Raw genomic sequence first — 16,800 nt, forward strand, 5'->3', positions numbered from 1 at the left:
AGGGTTCCTGTAAAGACCGGTTCAACCAACCGGTAATTTGAACTGGGCCAACTGGGAGGACGTCCGGCGCAGGTGGACACAGAGTAGCTTGGCAATGTTCTCCATCACCAAGCTAACGGCGTTGGGGCTGCGGCGCCGGAGTTGATCCAGGCCCTTTCGGGTGAGCACAATCAGCGTGGCGTCTTCGGCAGCCCTGACCGTGGCCGAACGAGGCTCATGATCCACCAGCGCCATTTCACCCATGGAATCACCGGGGCGCAGATGGGCGATCACTACTTCGCCACCTTCCACATTCTGCTTAACGATATCCAGGCAACCCCGTACCACAAAGCAGACAAAATCACTGCGGTCACCCTCCCGGCAGACCGTTTCGCCAACCGGTACGCGGTTGACGAATACCAGTTTTTCCAGAAGCCGTAATTCCTCTTCGCTGAGGCCGGTAAACAGGCGCATACGCGACAGAATATCAATCACCTGAGACATCAGGCGGTTCCTCCCACCGTCAGGGCGTCCACCCGCAGCGTAGGCTGGCCTACACCCACCGGGACAGACTGGCCATCCTTGCCACATACCCCAATGCCGGAATCCAGGGCCAGGTCGTTACCGACCATGGAAATGCGCCCCATGACTTCCGCACCACTGCCGATCAAGGTGGCTCCCTTGACCGGACACACAATCTTGCCTTTTTCTACCAGGTACGCCTCGGTAGTCGAAAACACGAAACGACCAGAGGTAATATCCACTTGCCCACCGCCGAAATTAACGGCATAGATGCCCCGATCCAGGCTCGCTACGATTTCTTCCGGGTGAGTTTCTCCCGGCAGCATGTAGGTGTTGGTCATGCGTGGCATGGGCAAGTGGGCATAGGATTCCCGGCGCCCATTCCCGGTCGGTGACACCCCCATCAGCCGTGCATTGGTCTTGTCTTGCATGTAACCGACCAGTTTGCCGTTTTCAATCAGGGTATTGCAGGCGGAGGGGGTTCCTTCATCGTCCACCGTCAGGGAGCCACGACGATCCAGCATGGTGCCGTCATCCACCACGGTACACAGCGGTGATGCCACCTGCTGCCCCATTTTTTTGGCAAACATGGAGGTACCCTTGCGGTTAAAGTCCCCCTCCAACCCGTGCCCAACCGCTTCATGCAGCAAGACCCCGGGCCAGCCAGGGCCCAGCACCACAGGCATGGTGCCCGCCGGCCCCGGCTGGGCTTCAAGATTCAACAAAGCCCCGCGGACCGCTTCCCTGGCCCAGGTCTCAAAGCGGTTTTCCTGTAGCAGCCAGTCGTAACTGACACGCCCGCCTCCCCCTGCGCTGCCTCGCTCACGACGTCCGTTGCGCTCGGCAATCACACTGACATTACAGCGGATCAAGGGACGGACATCGGCCGCCAGGGTGCCATCACTGGCCACCACCATGATCACATCCTGCACCGCGCTCAGACTGGCGGTGACCTCGACAATCGCCGGGTCCAGGGATCGTGCTAACGCGTCCAGACGCTGTAGTAGCGCCACTTTTTCTTCTGCCGGCCAGGCCAGCAACGGATCCAGTGCCGCATAGCGTAAAGGGGCCCCTCGGCGGCTGAGCTGCACGCTGCGGTCCTGCCCCTGACGGGTAATCGCCCGGGCGGCACCACTGGCCTGCTGCAACGCCTGCAGGGTGATGTCATCACTGTAGGCAAAGCCGGTCTTGTCGCCCTGAACGATACGTACCCCTGCGCCCCGCTCAGTATTAAAACTGGCATCACGAACAATACCGTCTTCCAATACCCAGGCCTCGTGGCGACTGTGCTGGAAATAGATATCCGCATAATCCGCCTGCCCCGTCAGCTTGCCGTTCAGCAGGGCTTCCAGCTGACCGGTCTGCAAATCGGCAGGGGCCAGCAGGATGGACTCGGCAATGGACAGGCTATCGTTCATAAGGACCTTCTATGTGAAATCGTTGATGCGTTTGCACCGGCATACGCTGGCGAAGTTCATTCATGGTAGCAAGGTCAAGACCTGCCACAAGGGCAGCGGGCACATTCTCCAGGCTCGCGACCACCTCGCCCCAGGGGTTGACCAGCATGGAGTGGCCGTAGCTGCCACGCCGGGGCCCGTGTTCGCCGCACTGGTTTGCGCCCAGCACATAGCACCCAGTCTGTACCGCCGTCGCCCGCAACAACAGCGACCAGTGCGCAGCCCCGGTCACAGCAGTAAATGCGGAAGGATAGACAATCAAGTCCGCCCCGGCATGGGCCAGCCGCTGTGCCAGGGAAGGGAAACGCAGGTCGTAGCAGATCGCCAATCCCACGGTCAGTCCGGCAAGCGGCACGGTAACCACCTCGGTGCCGGGCTCAAAGACATCGGATTCGCAGTAACGACCCTGCGCATCATTAACCTGAGCATCAAACAGATGCAGCTTGTCATAAGCGGCCAGACACTGCCCCTCGGCAGAGACTGCCAGTGCCCGTGTGCGTACTCTCGGTGCCGCCACGACACTGCCGTCAGGGCGCCGCATCGCCGGAACACTGCCACCAATAATGGCCATATTGAAACGCTTGGCCTGCTCACAGAGCCAGCCCTTCAACTGCTCAAACTGCCCGGCAGTGGCACGATAATCGCCGCCGTAGACAGCAAAATTTTCAGGCAGCACCGCCAGCTGCGCACCGCCGTTCGCGGCCTGCTCCAGCAGCGCGGAAGCCGCCTCAAGATTACCGGACAGTTGCTGGCCGCTGGTCATCTGGATGGCCGCAACAGAAATTAGCTGCGTCATTCGAACATTCCTTCGGTTTCTTCCACTTTGGGCTCAGACCAGGTGCCGGTCACGGCATATTCCATGGTAGCCGTTCGATCCAGTTCGTCCCCCCAAATACGTTCGACCACAAAAATGCCGGCACAGGCCGCAGGCCCCGCAAGACACCCCGCATAAAGGTTACTGGACAGCGGCAGCGTCACTTCCATTTGATGATTAAGGGTTTCCTTTTCAAGATCCACGTTACCCTGAACTTCAATGATCGCGGACGGTGACTTGATCGCCAGATTGGTTGTGGAGACAGACGGCCCCTCAATGCGGAAATCCCCACTGATGCTGTCGCAGCTCAAACCCTTCTTGTACAAGTCAGAAAAATCCAGCCGCAAACGGCGTTGAATCGTGCCAATGTTCAAAATCCCCAGCACCCGGAGAAACGATGTTTTGGCGTCCGTCTGCGGAATACGGCACTCACCAATATCAATGCGCGTTTGACCATCCATTGCCAAATAATCAGGGTTCAACGGCCAGTCATTCCAGCCCAGCACCCCTTTGGCCCGGGCATCCTCAGACTCGATCATCTCCGGCAGACCCCAGGCTCTCAGGGATCGTCCCAGCTTGTCGGAGCTGAGAACACCATTGAATCGGGTGTATTGCGCCGCTCCGTCACTGTCACCCTGCGCCGTCCAGTCGAGGGAACCCTCAACGCGGGTAAAGCGCCACTGACCATCCAGGTCCGAAATTCTTACGCCTTGGGAAATTGGTCGGACATTACCGCGCCACTGACCAAAATCTTCACCGTTGATCGTCAGGTTATTTAATCTCGCATCCAGTGTTGGCAACTGATAGGGAGAGAATGGAGCACCTTCTTCCAGGCCTGCACTTTCAGGCAGTGTCAGATTGACGCGGGAGACAGACAACGACATGGGCCGCTCCCCCCTTATTGAGAAACCATCAGGAATATGCATTGAGCCTGCCACTGCCTCACTACTCAGGGCGAGATCCCAGCCCGAATCCCTGGGCAACACTGAAAGAGCTGCACCGGGGACCGCAACGCCGAACAGGTCCAGCTCACCGATTTGCACCTTGATGCTGTTCAGTAACCCCGCGGTTGACGAACCCGCCCCCTGCTCCTGTGACTTGAACGCAGGGGCCATTTGATCACCAATGAAATCCAGCCAGGGACTGACTGAGGCTTTATGCAGGGCGCCACGAACGTTTATCCCCATGGCTGGCACCTGCAGATGCCCCCCGCCCAACAAGACGTCACCTGCAAGTTCGCCTCCCAACCGGAAACGGCCACGGATTTCATCGCCATAACCCAGCGTCAATTGCTGGGCCTGGCCCCGAGGCTCTATCGATACAGTGAAAGGGACACGTTGTTCCGTCTGTTTACCAAGCGGCGCAGGTGCATCCACCCTCACCCCTTTCATGCTGGAGGACGCCTTCAACGAAAAGGCACTACCCTGCCAGGGAACCTGTATTGCCAGCTCCACCGGCACCTTTCCACTGACCGGGGCTAACCAGGGAAAACCCAGCCACTCGCGCAACGCCGATGCCTTGAGGGTGGCGCTCGCCTCCATCAGACTGCGACTTCCACGTGTGAGCCAGTGCCCGGCCACGGTGCTATCCAGCAGCTGAGCCTGGAAATCCGGCACCTGAATACCGTCACGAAGGTGGAAATACACCGGCGCCTGGACTTTTTCCAGCATCAGGTTACGCGGCACATTTTGCACACGGCCATCCCTTACTGCCGCATCAACCACCACGGTCGGGGAGCCACTGCCTTTCTGGAAAGGGAAATCCAGCAGCAACCGGCCTTGCATCTGACCGCTCTTGAGGCGCCAATCCAGCAATTCATCCGGTAATGATTTCTTCAACGGCGTCGTCTGAAACAGCGTATCCAGGTCTGATACCGGCCCCTCGACCTTACCAGACACCACCAGACGCGGGCCCTTGGCCGTCTCAAAAGGAGGAACATCCACGTACACATCACTCAACACACTGTTGAGTAAGGTTCCTTTGCGAGCAACACCACGCACCTCACGACCATTAATCCTGACATCGGCTTCAACGCCCGAGGCACTGGGCCAGTTCGGCAGAAAAGACAATTGCGCATCAGTGACCTGAAACCGCATCTGGAAGGTGCGATCCTGCTGTCGTTCCCGATCAATTTTTACCGGCCCGTGGTATAAAAGTTTGCCATGCTGTAACGACCCGCCCTGGATCGCCTGAGAAAGCCAACGGGATAATCCCTCAGGAATACGCTTTAACGGTATGTAGTGGCTGGCACGGGAACCAACACCCTCATAAATGTCCGCGGTTAACCGCAGTTGCGGTATCTGGCCAGGCACAATCACGGTTGTAAACATGGCCTCGCCGTGGGCATCGGGGTTTACGGCTCGCAGACGACCTGAACGCAAAATCAACGCCTTGTCGTTTTTTTCCCAACCAACTACACCAGTCAACTGTCCCTGCAGAGGGTGAGCGTAAAGCCGTGGCAACGTCAGTGAGAGATTGTCGCTGTAAAGGTGTGCCAGCCCGCCTTCCGGGCTTCCCGATATCCAGCCGCTCAACCGTGAGACACCTGGAATCTTGTCATCCGCCTGACTGCCCAGCGCCGTAAAGCGAGCCTGAAAGCGCTCCACATGGCGCCCCTCGCCATTCAGATACACACCATCGATAACTCCCTGTGGCGCCAGACTCGCCAACTGTTTCTGCCAGCGGGCAATATTGTCAGGAAGGGCAAAAGGCCATTTGAGAAACTGTTGGTTGATCGCACGTACCGGCAGATCACCGGTCCGTAACTGCCATTGATGAGTTTCGCCAGACGCACGCCATTTCAGCCCCACATCCCCGAACAAAAGTTGCCCCGCGGGAGACTGCGCGGACACATTACCGAGGGACAAAGTCGTCTGATCACCTTCGCGCTTTAGACCAACATCCAGGGAAACAGCCTCCAGCGGCCACCGCTGACTATCTTGCTCGAACACCAGGGAGGGGATTCCCAGCGCTAACCGGGCACTCTCAGGCCTTCCGTCAGCAATACTTCCCCAAAGCTCCATATCACCGTCAAACGCAGCAATTTGCACAGGCCAGTCAAGAGAATCAGGCAGCCACTCATGCATGCGCTGCCCACGAATGCGCAAGTAAACATCTGCATTGATTTCTTTCAGAGTGTAGGCGTCCTCATGTAAATGCAGACGGGCATCTACACTCAGTGGGCGGTCACGAGCCTCAAGGGTGACAGACAACAGGTGGTCATCACCGTCGTTAATAAGGGTTGCTTCCATCGAGGACGCCGCCAGAGGTGGCAGGCCGGGCCAATCCAGAGAAAGTCGCGCGTTGGTAATCGATAACAACTGCTGTCGGTAAAACAACCTCAGGATACGTTCAAGCGGCGGCGCGTCGCTGTCTTCCCCGGCAAGCGCATCCAGACCACGCAGGCGAATTTTCCCGTCCGCATCTCTCACCAGATTCAGCGCAACACCATCGATATGCAGCGACTCGAGTGCCAGATCCTGATGAATAAGTGACCGGATCACATCCACATTCAGGACAACTTCATCCAGCTCAAGAGGTGCTTCACCTTCCGGGGCAGGAAGACGTAACTGACGCACCCTGAACTGTGGCGTCAGGCCATCCATATGGCCTTCCAGCTCGGCGATTTCCAGCGGCGACTGGATCCTGTCCTCGAACAAGGCTTCCAGCTTGCCGCGATAATCCGGCACCAACAGCATCAGCTGGCGCGCGACCACGACGTAGCAGGCCATCAATAACAGACATGCGGCCAGCGACCACCAGAGCAGCGGTAGAACCCGTCGCCAGCGGGAATGGCGATGTTCAGTGCGGTTAGCCATCTTCATTCGTTTGCCAGTACTCCAGCCCCGTCTCATCCATCAAAGATACCAGTGCTTCCAACGGCAACCCAACGACCCCGCTGTAACTACCAGACAAAGATGCCACCATCGCCCCGCCCAAACCCTGGATACCATAACCACCGGCCTTGTCGGCGCCCTCACCGGTCGCCACATAGGCTGCCAGCCGGGCATCTTCCATGAAGCGGAAGGTTACCGTCGTAATCGAATGCGCCTGACGCACTTGCCCACCACTCAACAGGGCTACCGCAGAAATTACCTGGTGGGTTCGCCCGTTTAGCGACTTAAGCATGCTAAGAGAATGAGCCGGATCTCGAGGTTTGCCAAGAATACTCCCCTCCAGCACCACAGACGTGTCCGCCCCCAGCACCCATCCTGTGGGAGAGCCATCCCGTTGCCGCTGCCGTTCACCAGCAAGGGCCTTTTGCTTCGCCATACGCAGCACGTAGTCCAGTGGAGGCTCGGCGAGCAGCGGGGTTTCATCAATCCCTGGCGGCTTTAACACCGAAAACGGCGCTGCAATCTGCTGCAGCAATTCCGCACGACGCGGCGACCCGGAAGCGAGATAAAGAATCATAGATTCGAATAGTGGCTAAAGATAAATCGTTAACAGTGAACACCAGCGCTATCCCCTGCATGGCACAGGAGATCTACCGCTCATCATCCACCCGGGGTTTCAGCGTACTAGAAAACGCAATTGAACCCAGCGCAGTACCGCACAGACCGGGCGCCAGAACAAGGCGCTGGTGAAAGAGGCATACAAAATAGTATAAGGAGGGTAGCTGGTGCGACCGACAGATTCCTGTACCGAATAGGCCAACAGGCTGACCGTACCAATCAGAAGAAACACTACCGCGCACTGCTGGAGTGAGGTAAATACGCGCATACGCTTGTAGGCCGCCAGCATCACATAGGCTCCAAGGGCAAAAGCCAGCCCCCACTGACCCAGCGTGGCACCAACCAGCACATCATAGTAGAGACCCACGCCAAAACCCCACAACACACCGATACGACGGGGCAATGCCAGGACCCAGTAGACCAGAACCAAGAGCATCCATTCTGGCCGGATCCAATTAATGGCCTCCGGGAACGGCACCACCTCCAGCAGCGCGGCGATCAGCAGGGACACAATGATCACCCCAGTGCCGGATGGACGATCACTGCGCATTGGCGTTCTCCCCCATCAACGGACGCGCAGGCGCATCCGAGGGCTGCACCAATAGCACATGACTGGCCCTGTCGATTCGGGCAGTTGGCAGAGCCGTGATTTCCGCATAAGGCGCACCCGACTGATGCCGGACCGTGGTAACGGTTCCCACCGGGTAACCTCGCGGGTAACGCTGTCCAAGCCCCGTACTGACCAGCAAATCGCCAACTTCAATGTCTGCAGTATCCGGCACGTACAGCAGCCGCAACCCGGTTTGCCCGTTTCCGGCCAGCACCGCGCGGACGCCATTGCGATTAACCTGCACACTCATGGCATGACTGGCATCAGTGAGTAACAGCACCCGGGAACTCAGCGGGCCCGCATCAACCACTTGCCCGATCAGCCCTTGCGCATCCAGCACTGCCTGGCCACGGTAAACATCGGAAACGGTGCCCTTGTTAATCACCAGTTCCTGCCTGTTGGGATCCGGGTCCACGCCAATAATTTCTGCCACCAGCACATTGGCATCCAGGTCCGCGGACGAGTTAAGCAGCTCGCGCAGGCGCACATTCTCGGCCTCCAGCACAGCCAGACGCTGCACCTTCTGCTCAAGAATCAGGGATTGTCGCTGCAGGCGCTGGTTTTCTTCCATGAGCGAGGAACGGCTCTGCGCCTGCTCTGAAAGCCACTGACCAGAGTCCACCGGGAAGTGGGCAATGTAATGAACGGGGGCGGTAAGATATCCCAGCACATGACGCACCGGTTCCGCCCACGGCGTACGCTGGTCCAGCACAATCACAATGACAGACAGAACCAGCGCAGCAACCAGACGGTATAGAGGGTTGGCCGAAGCCGTCATCAGCCCATGGCCAACATGTCAAAGCCCTGGCTGTCCATCAGCTCCAGCGCCTTGCCGCCGCCTCGAGCCACACAGGTCAGCGGATCATCGGCAATGATGACCGGCAGGCCGGTTTCTTCAGACAGCAGACGATCAATATCACGCAGCAGCGCACCACCACCGGTGATCACCAGGCCTCGCTCAGCAATATCAGAGGCCAATTCTGGCGGAGAGGCTTCCAGGGCATTCTTCACCGCGTTGACGATGGAGGCCAGCGGCTCTTTCAGCGCTTCCAGAATTTCTTCAGAGTTCAGGGTAAAGCTCCGCGGCACACCCTCAGCCAGGTTACGGCCACGCACATCGATTTCACGGATCTCGCCACCCGGGTAGGCGGTACCGATCTCGTGCTTGATGCGCTCGGCGGTAGATTCACCGATCAGCGAGCCGTATTCCTTACGCACAAAGGCCACAATCGCTTCATCAAAGCGGTCACCACCAATGCGTACGGACTCGGAGTACACCACCCCGTTCAGGGAAATCAGGGCGATCTCGGTGGTGCCGCCACCGATATCCACCACCATGGAGCCACGCGCCTCTTCCACCGGCAACCCGGCACCAATGGCAGCCGCCATGGGCTCTTCAATCAGGTACACATCACGGGCACCCGCCCCATAGGCAGAATCCTGAATGGCGCGACGCTCCACCTGGGTAGACTTGCAAGGCACACACACCAGTACACGGGGCGCCGGCGGGAAAAAGCCGGTGTCATGCACCTTCTTGATGAAGTACTGGAGCATTTTTTCGGTCACGTCGAAATCGGCGATCACGCCGTCTTTCATGGGCCGGATGGCAGTAATGTTGCCGGGGGTACGACCAAGCATGCGCTTGGCGTCAGCGCCCACGGCAGCCACGCTCTTCTGGGCACCATGATGACGGATAGCCACCACAGAGGGCTCATCCAGCACGATACCGCGGCCACGTACGTAAATAAGGGTATTAGCGGTCCCCAAATCAATGGAGAGATCGGTGGAGAACATCCCCCGAATACGCTTGATCATCGACATCCTGGCCAATTTCCTGAATTTTCGCGAAAAATGATGCCGGCAGGGAAAAAAGCCGCGCATCTACAAGATGTGCGCAACTCTAGCAACGGCAGGCCCTTTGGGCAAGCAAACCCATGCGACCACAGCGGCGCCATGCCCCGGCGGACAGTGGCCCCGGACCGGCGGTCTATGGTACTTTTTGCGGCTTTCCGACCCCACTGACAGGCGCCCGATACCCCGCCCGTAACCAGTGGGCAGATCACTCCATGGAGACAAGCATGGCCATTGATTCCAAGGTGGTGGCTCAGGTAGCTCACCTGGCACGCCTGAAAGTGGACCCGGCAGACACCGATGCCCTGTCCAACCGCCTGAATGACATCCTCGCGATGGTAGACCAGCTGCAGCAGGCCGACGTAACTGACGTGGCGCCCATGGCCCACCCGCTGGATGTCACCCAGCCCCTGCGCGACGACACCGTGAGCGAGCCCAATGTGCGTGACAAGGCCATGGACATCGCCCCCGCCGCCGAAGACGGCTGCTTCCTGGTCCCACGGGTTATCGAATAAGCGAGTAAGGCAGCAAACAAGCTATGAGCGACGCCATGCATACCAAGACACTGACCGAACTCAAGGCCGGACTGGCCGCCGGAGAGTTCTCCTCCCGGGAGCTCACCGAGCATTTCCTCGGGCGCATCCAGCAGTTTGACGCGGACATCAACAGCTTCGTCACCGTGACCGAACAACAGGCCCTGGCCCAGGCCGATGCCGCCGATGCGGCTCTGGCCGCAGGCAAGGGAGGCTTGCTCACCGGCCTGCCCATCGCCCACAAGGACATCTTCTGCACCGAGGGCGTGCGCACCAGCTGCGGTTCGAAGATGCTGGACACCTTTATTGCCCCCTACACCGCCACCGTCGTGGAAAAGATGGCAGCGGAAGGCGCCGTGATGCTGGGCAAGACCAACATGGACGAATTCGCCATGGGCTCGTCCAACGAAACCAGCTACTACGGCCCGGTGAAAAACCCCTGGGACCGGGAGCGGGTTCCCGGTGGCTCCTCCGGTGGCGCTGCCGCCTGCCTGGGGGCCCGCCTCGCCCCTGCCGCTACCGGCACCGACACCGGCGGCTCCATCCGCCAGCCGGCAGCCCTGAACGGCATTACCGGCCTCAAGCCCACCTATGGCCGCGTCTCCCGCTGGGGCATGATCGCCTTCGCCTCCAGCCTCGACCAGGCCGGCCCCATGGGCCTCAGTGCCGCAGACTGTGCCCTGATGTTGCAGGCCATGGCCGGCCACGATCACCGGGACTCTACCAGCCTCAATGAAAAGGTGGACGATTACCTGGGCGCACTCAACGACGACATCCGTGGCCTGACCATCGGCGTACCTGAAGAGTTCTTCCCCGACACCCTGGATGGCGCCATTGCCGACAACAGCCGCGAGGCGATCCGTGAACTGGAAAAACTCGGCGCCAAGGTGGTCTCGGTGTCCCTGCCCAGCATCAAGCTGTCGGTACCGGCCTATTATGTGATTGCCCCGGCCGAAGCCAGCTCCAACCTGAGCCGCTTCGACGGTGTGCGCTTCGGGCACCGCTGCGACGACCCGCAGGATCTGGAAGACCTCTACAAGCGCTCTCGCTCCGAAGGTTTCGGTGATGAAGTGAAGCGCCGCATCCTGGTGGGTACGTACGCCCTCTCTGCAGGCTACTACGACGCCTACTACCGTCGCGCCCAGCAAGTGCGCCGTCTGATTCGCGACGACTTTGCCCGCGCCTTTGAAAAGGTAGATGTACTGATGGGCCCCACCGCCCCGGAGACCGCCTTCAAGCTGGGCGACAAGAAAGATGACCCGGTCAGTATGTACATGGCAGACGTCTTCACCATCGGCGTAAACCTGGCCGGTCTGCCCGCCCTGTCCATGCCCACCGGCTTCATCAAGGGTCTGCCCACTGGCACCCAGGTCATCGGCAATTATTTCCGTGAGGGGCAGATTCTCAACGTGGCCCACAAATATCAGCAAGCCACTGACTGGCACAAACAGGCGCCGGTACTGGGAGGTGCAAAATGAGTTGGGAAGTCGTGATCGGTCTGGAAATTCACGTCCAGCTCAATACCACCAGCAAATTGTTTTCCGGCAGCAAACTGTCCACCGGTGCTGAGCCCAACACCCAGGCCTCACTGGTGGATCTGGGCATGCCTGGCACCCTGCCAGTGGTCAACCGCGAAGCAGTACGCAAGGCGGCGCTGTTCGGCCTAGCCATCAATGCCGACATCTGCCGGCACAGCGTGTTCGAACGGAAAAATTATTTTTATCCGGATCTGCCAAAAGGCTACCAGACCACACAGCTGGACAAACCTGTTGTAGGTGCCGGCGAAGTGGAGATTCAGCTGGAAAGCGGCGAGAAAAAAATCGTGCGCATTCACCATGCGCACCTGGAAGAAGATGCGGGCAAGTCCCTGCATGAAGACTTCCATGGCATGACCGGAATCGACCTGAACCGTGCTGGCACACCGCTGATTGAAGTGGTCACCGAACCGGATATGCGCAACGCAGAAGAAGCCGTGGCCTTTGCCCGCAAACTGCACGCCATCGTCACCTCCATTGGCATCTGCGATGGCGACATGTCTCAGGGCAACATGCGTTTCGACGTGAACGTGTCCATCCGCCGCCCTGGCGACGCACTGGGCACTCGCACCGAAACCAAAAACCTGAACTCGTTCCGTTTTATGGAACGCGCGATCAAGCTGGAAGTAGAACGCCAGATTGATGTGCTGGAAGACGGTGGCGAGATTGTCCAGGAAACCCGCCTGTACAACGGCGATACCCATACCGCCCGCTCCATGCGCAGCAAGGAAGACGCCAACGATTACCGCTACTTCCCCTGCCCGGACCTGCTCCCGGTAGAAATCACCGACGCAGACCTGGACGCCCTGAAAGCGTCCATGCCGGAGCTGCCGGACACCCGCAAGGCTCGTTTCCTCGCCGACTACCAGCTGTCCGAGTATGACGCCGATCTACTCTCCGGTGATTTGGCCACCGCCGCCTTTTTTGAAGTGGCAGCCAAGGCCGGCGGCGATGCCAAGCTGGCCGCCAACTGGGTGATGGGTGAACTGGCCGCCAAACTGAACGCGGAAGAAAAAACCATCAACGACAGCCCCGTGTCCGCTGACCAGCTGGGCCAGCTGATTGCCCGCCTGAAAGACGGCACCATCAGCTCCAAAATTGCCAAACAAGTATTTGAAGCATGCTGGGCAGGTGAAGGAGACCCGGATGCGGTCATCGAAGCCAAAGGCCTGAAACAGATGAGCGACAGCGGCGAACTGGAAAAAATCGTCGACGACATCATCGCCAATAACGCACCTCAGGTAGAAGACTACCGCAGCTCGGATGACGCGAAGAAAAAGAAAAAAATCGGTTTCTTCGTAGGCCAGGCCATGAAAGCCACACAGGGCAAGGCGAATCCGCAACAACTGAATGCACTGCTCAAAGAAAAACTGGGCTAACAGAAGTGTGTCCGACGCCGAATATCAGGCGTCGGACCCAGAGGATTAACTCATGACCCAAACCTTCAAGAAACGTGTCACTCTGGAAAAGAAAAACAGCATCGCCTACGTCACTCTGAGCCGTGCAGACAAATACAACGGCCTGGATTTCGACATGATGGAAGGGCTGATTGAAGCCTCGAAGGCCGTCCGCAAGGACCGCGACATTCGTGTCGTCATTTTGCAGGGTGACGGCAAGGCGTTTTGCGCCGGGCTCGATTTCGGCACCGTCATGAAGCAGCCCCTGAAGCTGATCAAGGGTTTCACCAAATACGGCATCAAGAAAACCAACCTGTTCCAGGAAGTGTGCTGGTGCTGGCGAGAGCTGCCGGTACCGGTTATCGCTGTACTGCACGGCTATTGCTACGGCGGCGGCATGCAGATTGCCCTCGCCGCAGACTTCCGCATGGCCACGCCGGATTGCGAGATGTCGATCATGGAAATCAAGTGGGGGCTGATCCCAGACATGACCGGTACCGTGACACTACGCGAACTGGTGCCCATGGACGTGGCCAAGGAATTGACCATGACAGGGCGGCTGTTCAATGGCGACGAAGCCAAGGCCATGAACCTGGTCACCCGGGTATCCGCCACCCCGCTGGAGGAAGCCGAAAAACTGGCTGAGGCCATCAAGACCCGCTCCCCGGACGGCATCAGCGCCGGCAAGGCCCTGTTCCAGCAAACCTGGACCGTGCCCGAAGCCCAGGCGTTCGATATCGAAAGCAAACTGCAGTTCAAACTGATGCGCGGCAAGAACTACCGCCGTGCCCTGCAAGCCGGGCAGAAAAAGGAGGCTCCCACCTTCCTGCCCCGCGAACGGGATTATTGAGTCGCCGCCCACCCCGCGGCCCCGCCCCTTCCCGGCGGGGATCGACCCATGTCGATCCCCGCCACACCCTGCAGCAAGGCCATACCGTCGAAGGCATTCGACGCCCTCTACTGCCAACCCCGTACTGTTTCGCCTTAATAACTTGCTGCATACTGAAACCAGAACCCACGCATTCATCGAGGCATTGCATGATCTCTGTGGCAGAAGCCAGCGGCGGTTTCCCCGCCCTCACACGCATGTACAAACGTCTGGTCAACGACTTCATCAGCCAGTTGCCGATCCAGCCCCAGACCCTGCCTCTTGTACCGACTGAAGATGCCTTCAAGCACGGCATGTGCGGTGACACCACCTACGTCGTCAAAGGCGGAATGCTGGGCATGCGCTGCCGGGAAAAGAAACTGTTCATCTGGGACGAGGGCGACATGATTCTGCCCGATGCGGGCAACGGTGAAGTGACCTATTACGCCGAGAGCGCGGTACTGCTGGCAGCTTACCCGACCGTGAAGCTGGTGGAAGCAGTCATCGCCGACGCGCAACTGGCCAAACTGTGGACGCGTATCCTGACGACGCAGCAAGGCATTCTGGTGCGTCTGTTATCCGCACACATGCCAGAAGAGTCCTTCACCACCACCGGCTTTGCCTATTTTGAACCGGGCGACATCATTATCCGCCAGGGCGAACCTGCCGATTACGTGTTCAGCCTGTTTGAAGGCGATGCGGATGTGGTCGTGGATAACGTGGTCGTCGGCAGCGTCAGTGAAGGCGAAGTGGTCGGCGCGATCGCCCTGCTGACCCACTCCCCCCGCAGCGCCACCGTACGAGCCAAAAGCCGCTGCTCGGTGGTCAAAGTCCCCAAACACCAGTTCAAGGATCTGATTCGCACCAATCCGGGCATGATTCACAGCCTGCTCAGCGACATGGCGCGACAGATCAAGACGCTCAATGGCCAGGTGGTGGAACTGTCAGCCTGACCCGCCACCGGCAGGCATGCGCGCAGGCGCAGGGAGGCAGACCATGAAACACCTTCTCGGAGCAGCCTTTGTGATTGTGCTGATCATTCTGATCGCCATCGGCCTCACCACCGAAGAGTCACCGACCGTCTATGAAGTGGAGCCGGATACCCCGATCCATCACTCACCGTCGTGATTCGTACCGCACACCGCACAGCCAGGGTCTTGCCGTAACGTCACTTGCCGCCAGTCCAGGCTGCGGCCATCAAACAGGTGCAGCTTGCCTCCAAGCTGCGCCCCACTGAGCACCCGGATCGCCGCCAGGGCCTGCAGGGTGCCCACCGTCCCCACCACCGGACCCACGATCCCTGCCTGATTGCAGGCCAGGTCGCCGTCCGTGCCTTCACCGTATACACAGGCATAACAGGGCGCCTCCGGCGCTCGAAGATCGAACACCGCCAGCTGACCATCCATGCGAATCGCCGCGCCACTGACCAAAGGTTTGCGATACCTGACACAAGCCCGGTTGATGGCTTGCCGGGTCACGAAGTTATCCGTGCAATCGAGCACCAGGGTAGCCTCCGCCACGGCCACTTCCAGCCAGGCATCATCCACCCGCACGACAGCCGCACGCACATCCACCTCCGGGTTCAGCTGCTGCAGCTGGTCACGCAGGGCCTCCGCCTTGAACTGATTGACCTGCCCGCCACGGAACGCCACCTGCCGGTGCAGGTTACTGACCTCTACCCGGTCATCATCCGCCAGCACCAGTCGGCCCACACCGGCACCGGCCAGATACAGTGCCGCCGGATTGGCCAGCCCCCCGCAGCCCGCGATCAACACCCGCGCTGCCGCCAGCGCCTCCTGCCCGGCCAGATCCAGCTCATCCACCATCAGCTGGCGGCTGTATCGTTCAAGCTGTTCGTCATTAAACATGGTTGGGTACCGCTTCACGCCTGCACGCGCCACATCAAAATTCCGGCGGAGGTTGCCCCTCGGCAATGTCCACCCTACGAAGAGGCCGAAGCAAACCGGCCAAGAGTGACACGGTCATTGCCACCCAGATCCTGCGCGGTGCGCACATCCTGAAAACCGGCCTCGTCCAACAATGCCCGCACCGCACCGCCCTGCTCGAATCCATGCTCCAGCATCAGCCAACCGCCATCAACCAGCTTGCCGGTGGCCTGCCGCACAATCTCGGCCAGGTCCGCCAAGCCCTTATCGTCAGCCACCAGCGCCGAACGCGGCTCAAAGCGCACATCGCCTTCGTCCAGATGGTGGTCGCTGGCATCGATGTAAGGCGGGTTGCTGACGATCAGATCAAACGGCCCCTCACAGGGCACCAGCCAGCTGCCGGCCAGGCATTGCACCGGCGCGTTCATCTGTCCGGCATTGTCGGTGGCTACCTGCAGGGCGGCCTCGCTGAGGTCCACCAGCGCGACCTGCCAGTGCGGCTTTTCCAATGCCAGGGTGACACCGATGGCCCCGCTGCCGGTGCCCAGGTCGACCACACGGGCGTCATCAGGCAGCGGCAGGGCAAGCGCGATCTCGATCAGGGTTTCGGTATCGGGTCGAGGAATCAGGGTATCGGCGGTCACCCGGAAAGGACGGCCAAAGAATTCCCGTTCACCGGTCAGGTGCGCGACAGGCTCGCCGGTTTCGCGCCGAGCCAGCAATGCCTCAAAGGCGGTCTGCTGGTTCGCTTCCAGCTCCCGGTCAGACCAGGTGAACAGCCAGGTACGCGTCTGGCCCAGTACATGGCACAGCAGCAGCTCTGCATCCAGGGCGGCAGAAGGCGACGATGCCAGACGGCCACGAGCCTGCCGCAGGGCCTCATCGATGCGCATG

The 16,800-nt window shown here is 59.4% G+C and carries 16 protein-coding genes; 6 read left to right on the forward strand and 10 right to left on the reverse strand.

The genetic code is table 11. The annotated features are described in order from the left end of the window. Nucleotides 1–21: 21 nt before the first annotated feature. From D4A39_RS13660 to D4A39_RS13695, 8 genes are all read right to left on the reverse strand, one after another. On the reverse strand, nt 22–483 hold the full coding sequence (locus tag D4A39_RS13660) for a Crp/Fnr family transcriptional regulator (protein WP_022984931.1): 462 nt from the start codon (nt 481–483) through the stop codon (nt 22–24). Beyond that, nucleotides 483–1,919, reverse strand: coding sequence for a metalloprotease TldD (tldD, locus tag D4A39_RS13665; protein WP_022984930.1), 1,437 nt, complete (start codon nt 1,917–1,919; stop codon nt 483–485). The genes D4A39_RS13660 and tldD overlap by 1 nt, the downstream gene beginning before the upstream one ends. Continuing rightward, a complete protein-coding gene (locus D4A39_RS13670) occupies nt 1,909–2,754 on the reverse strand; it encodes a carbon-nitrogen hydrolase family protein (RefSeq protein WP_022984929.1) in 846 nt (281 codons plus the stop codon). Before D4A39_RS13670 ends, tldD begins: the two co-directional genes overlap by 11 nt. Beyond that, complete coding sequence (locus tag D4A39_RS13675; protein ID WP_119918414.1) at nt 2,751–6,590, reverse strand: YhdP family protein; 3,840 nt, start codon at nt 6,588–6,590, stop codon at nt 2,751–2,753. Before D4A39_RS13675 ends, D4A39_RS13670 begins: the two co-directional genes overlap by 4 nt. Next, a complete protein-coding gene (locus tag D4A39_RS13680) occupies nt 6,583–7,185 on the reverse strand; it encodes a Maf family protein (protein WP_022985179.1) in 603 nt (200 codons plus the stop codon). Before D4A39_RS13680 ends, D4A39_RS13675 begins: the two co-directional genes overlap by 8 nt. Nucleotides 7,186–7,284: 99 nt before the next feature. Next, nucleotides 7,285–7,776, reverse strand: coding sequence for a rod shape-determining protein MreD (gene mreD / locus D4A39_RS13685; protein WP_022985180.1), 492 nt, complete (start codon nt 7,774–7,776; stop codon nt 7,285–7,287). Continuing rightward, complete coding sequence (mreC, locus tag D4A39_RS13690) at nt 7,766–8,614, reverse strand: rod shape-determining protein MreC (protein WP_022985181.1); 849 nt, start codon at nt 8,612–8,614, stop codon at nt 7,766–7,768. Before mreC ends, mreD begins: the two co-directional genes overlap by 11 nt. Beyond that, nucleotides 8,614–9,651 carry a rod shape-determining protein gene (locus tag D4A39_RS13695; RefSeq protein ID WP_022985182.1) on the reverse strand — a complete coding sequence of 346 codons (1,038 nt, stop codon included), beginning with the start codon at nt 9,649–9,651 and terminating at the stop codon, nt 8,614–8,616. Before D4A39_RS13695 ends, mreC begins: the two co-directional genes overlap by 1 nt. A gap of 263 nt (nt 9,652–9,914) precedes the next feature. On the opposite strand from D4A39_RS13695, the gene gatC reads away from it, so the two are divergent. The 6 genes from gatC to D4A39_RS18195 all read left to right on the forward strand — a co-directional run bounded on the left by gatC (nt 9,915) and on the right by D4A39_RS18195 (nt 15,148). Then, nucleotides 9,915–10,202, forward strand: a complete 288-nt coding sequence (gene gatC, locus D4A39_RS13700) for an Asp-tRNA(Asn)/Glu-tRNA(Gln) amidotransferase subunit GatC (protein WP_022985183.1) — start codon at nt 9,915–9,917, stop codon at nt 10,200–10,202. A 35-nt stretch (nt 10,203–10,237) separates the two neighbouring features. After that, entirely contained in the window at nt 10,238–11,698 is a 1,461-nt protein-coding gene (gene gatA / locus D4A39_RS13705; RefSeq protein WP_031226366.1) for an Asp-tRNA(Asn)/Glu-tRNA(Gln) amidotransferase subunit GatA, read from the forward strand. Next, nucleotides 11,695–13,134: an Asp-tRNA(Asn)/Glu-tRNA(Gln) amidotransferase subunit GatB gene (gene gatB, locus D4A39_RS13710; protein ID WP_022985185.1), complete on the forward strand. Its 1,440-nt coding sequence runs from the start codon at nt 11,695–11,697 to the stop codon at nt 13,132–13,134. Before gatA ends, gatB begins: the two co-directional genes overlap by 4 nt. A 52-nt stretch (nt 13,135–13,186) precedes the next feature. Beyond that, on the forward strand, nt 13,187–14,002 hold the full coding sequence (locus tag D4A39_RS13715; protein ID WP_102791307.1) for a crotonase/enoyl-CoA hydratase family protein: 816 nt from the start codon (nt 13,187–13,189) through the stop codon (nt 14,000–14,002). Between the two features lie 188 nt (nt 14,003–14,190). After that, nucleotides 14,191–14,973 carry a cyclic nucleotide-binding domain-containing protein gene (locus D4A39_RS13720; protein WP_119918386.1) on the forward strand — a complete coding sequence of 261 codons (783 nt, stop codon included), beginning with the start codon at nt 14,191–14,193 and terminating at the stop codon, nt 14,971–14,973. A gap of 43 nt (nt 14,974–15,016) precedes the next feature. Continuing rightward, nucleotides 15,017–15,148 carry a hypothetical protein gene (locus D4A39_RS18195; protein ID WP_022985188.1) on the forward strand — a complete coding sequence of 44 codons (132 nt, stop codon included), beginning with the start codon at nt 15,017–15,019 and terminating at the stop codon, nt 15,146–15,148. Here the strand turns inward: D4A39_RS18195 and D4A39_RS13725 are convergent. Both D4A39_RS13725 and prmC read right to left on the reverse strand, forming a co-directional pair. Continuing rightward, nucleotides 15,133–15,888, reverse strand: coding sequence for a HesA/MoeB/ThiF family protein (locus D4A39_RS13725; RefSeq protein WP_119918415.1), 756 nt, complete (start codon nt 15,886–15,888; stop codon nt 15,133–15,135). The genes D4A39_RS18195 and D4A39_RS13725 overlap by 16 nt on opposite strands. 74 nt (nt 15,889–15,962) lie before the next feature. After that, entirely contained in the window at nt 15,963–16,799 is an 837-nt protein-coding gene (gene prmC / locus D4A39_RS13730) for a peptide chain release factor N(5)-glutamine methyltransferase (protein WP_119918388.1), read from the reverse strand. Nucleotide 16,800 lies beyond the last annotated feature (1 nt).

It is taken from the genome of Alcanivorax profundi, from assembly GCF_003597125.1.
GTDB lineage: Bacteria > Pseudomonadota > Gammaproteobacteria > Pseudomonadales > Alcanivoracaceae > Alcanivorax > Alcanivorax profundi.

Coding starts and splice junctions, on each gene's coding strand:
- D4A39_RS13660 (WP_022984931.1), bottom strand. CDS start 483: ATGTCTCAGGTGATTGATATTCTGTCGCGTATGCGCCTGTTTACCGGC.
- tldD (WP_022984930.1), bottom strand. CDS start 1,919: ATGAACGATAGCCTGTCCATTGCCGAGTCCATCCTGCTGGCCCCTGCC.
- D4A39_RS13670 (WP_022984929.1), bottom strand. CDS start 2,754: ATGACGCAGCTAATTTCTGTTGCGGCCATCCAGATGACCAGCGGCCAG.
- D4A39_RS13675 (WP_119918414.1), bottom strand. CDS start 6,590: ATGGCTAACCGCACTGAACATCGCCATTCCCGCTGGCGACGGGTTCTA.
- D4A39_RS13680 (WP_022985179.1), bottom strand. CDS start 7,185: ATGATTCTTTATCTCGCTTCCGGGTCGCCGCGTCGTGCGGAATTGCTG.
- mreD (WP_022985180.1), bottom strand. CDS start 7,776: ATGCGCAGTGATCGTCCATCCGGCACTGGGGTGATCATTGTGTCCCTG.
- mreC (WP_022985181.1), bottom strand. CDS start 8,614: ATGACGGCTTCGGCCAACCCTCTATACCGTCTGGTTGCTGCGCTGGTT.
- D4A39_RS13695 (WP_022985182.1), bottom strand. CDS start 9,651: ATGATCAAGCGTATTCGGGGGATGTTCTCCACCGATCTCTCCATTGAT.
- gatC (WP_022985183.1), top strand. CDS start 9,915: ATGGCCATTGATTCCAAGGTGGTGGCTCAGGTAGCTCACCTGGCACGC.
- gatA (WP_031226366.1), top strand. CDS start 10,238: ATGCATACCAAGACACTGACCGAACTCAAGGCCGGACTGGCCGCCGGA.
- gatB (WP_022985185.1), top strand. CDS start 11,695: ATGAGTTGGGAAGTCGTGATCGGTCTGGAAATTCACGTCCAGCTCAAT.
- D4A39_RS13715 (WP_102791307.1), top strand. CDS start 13,187: ATGACCCAAACCTTCAAGAAACGTGTCACTCTGGAAAAGAAAAACAGC.
- D4A39_RS13720 (WP_119918386.1), top strand. CDS start 14,191: ATGATCTCTGTGGCAGAAGCCAGCGGCGGTTTCCCCGCCCTCACACGC.
- D4A39_RS18195 (WP_022985188.1), top strand. CDS start 15,017: ATGAAACACCTTCTCGGAGCAGCCTTTGTGATTGTGCTGATCATTCTG.
- D4A39_RS13725 (WP_119918415.1), bottom strand. CDS start 15,888: ATGTTTAATGACGAACAGCTTGAACGATACAGCCGCCAGCTGATGGTG.
- prmC (WP_119918388.1), bottom strand. CDS start 16,799: ATGCGCATCGATGAGGCCCTGCGGCAGGCTCGTGGCCGTCTGGCATCG.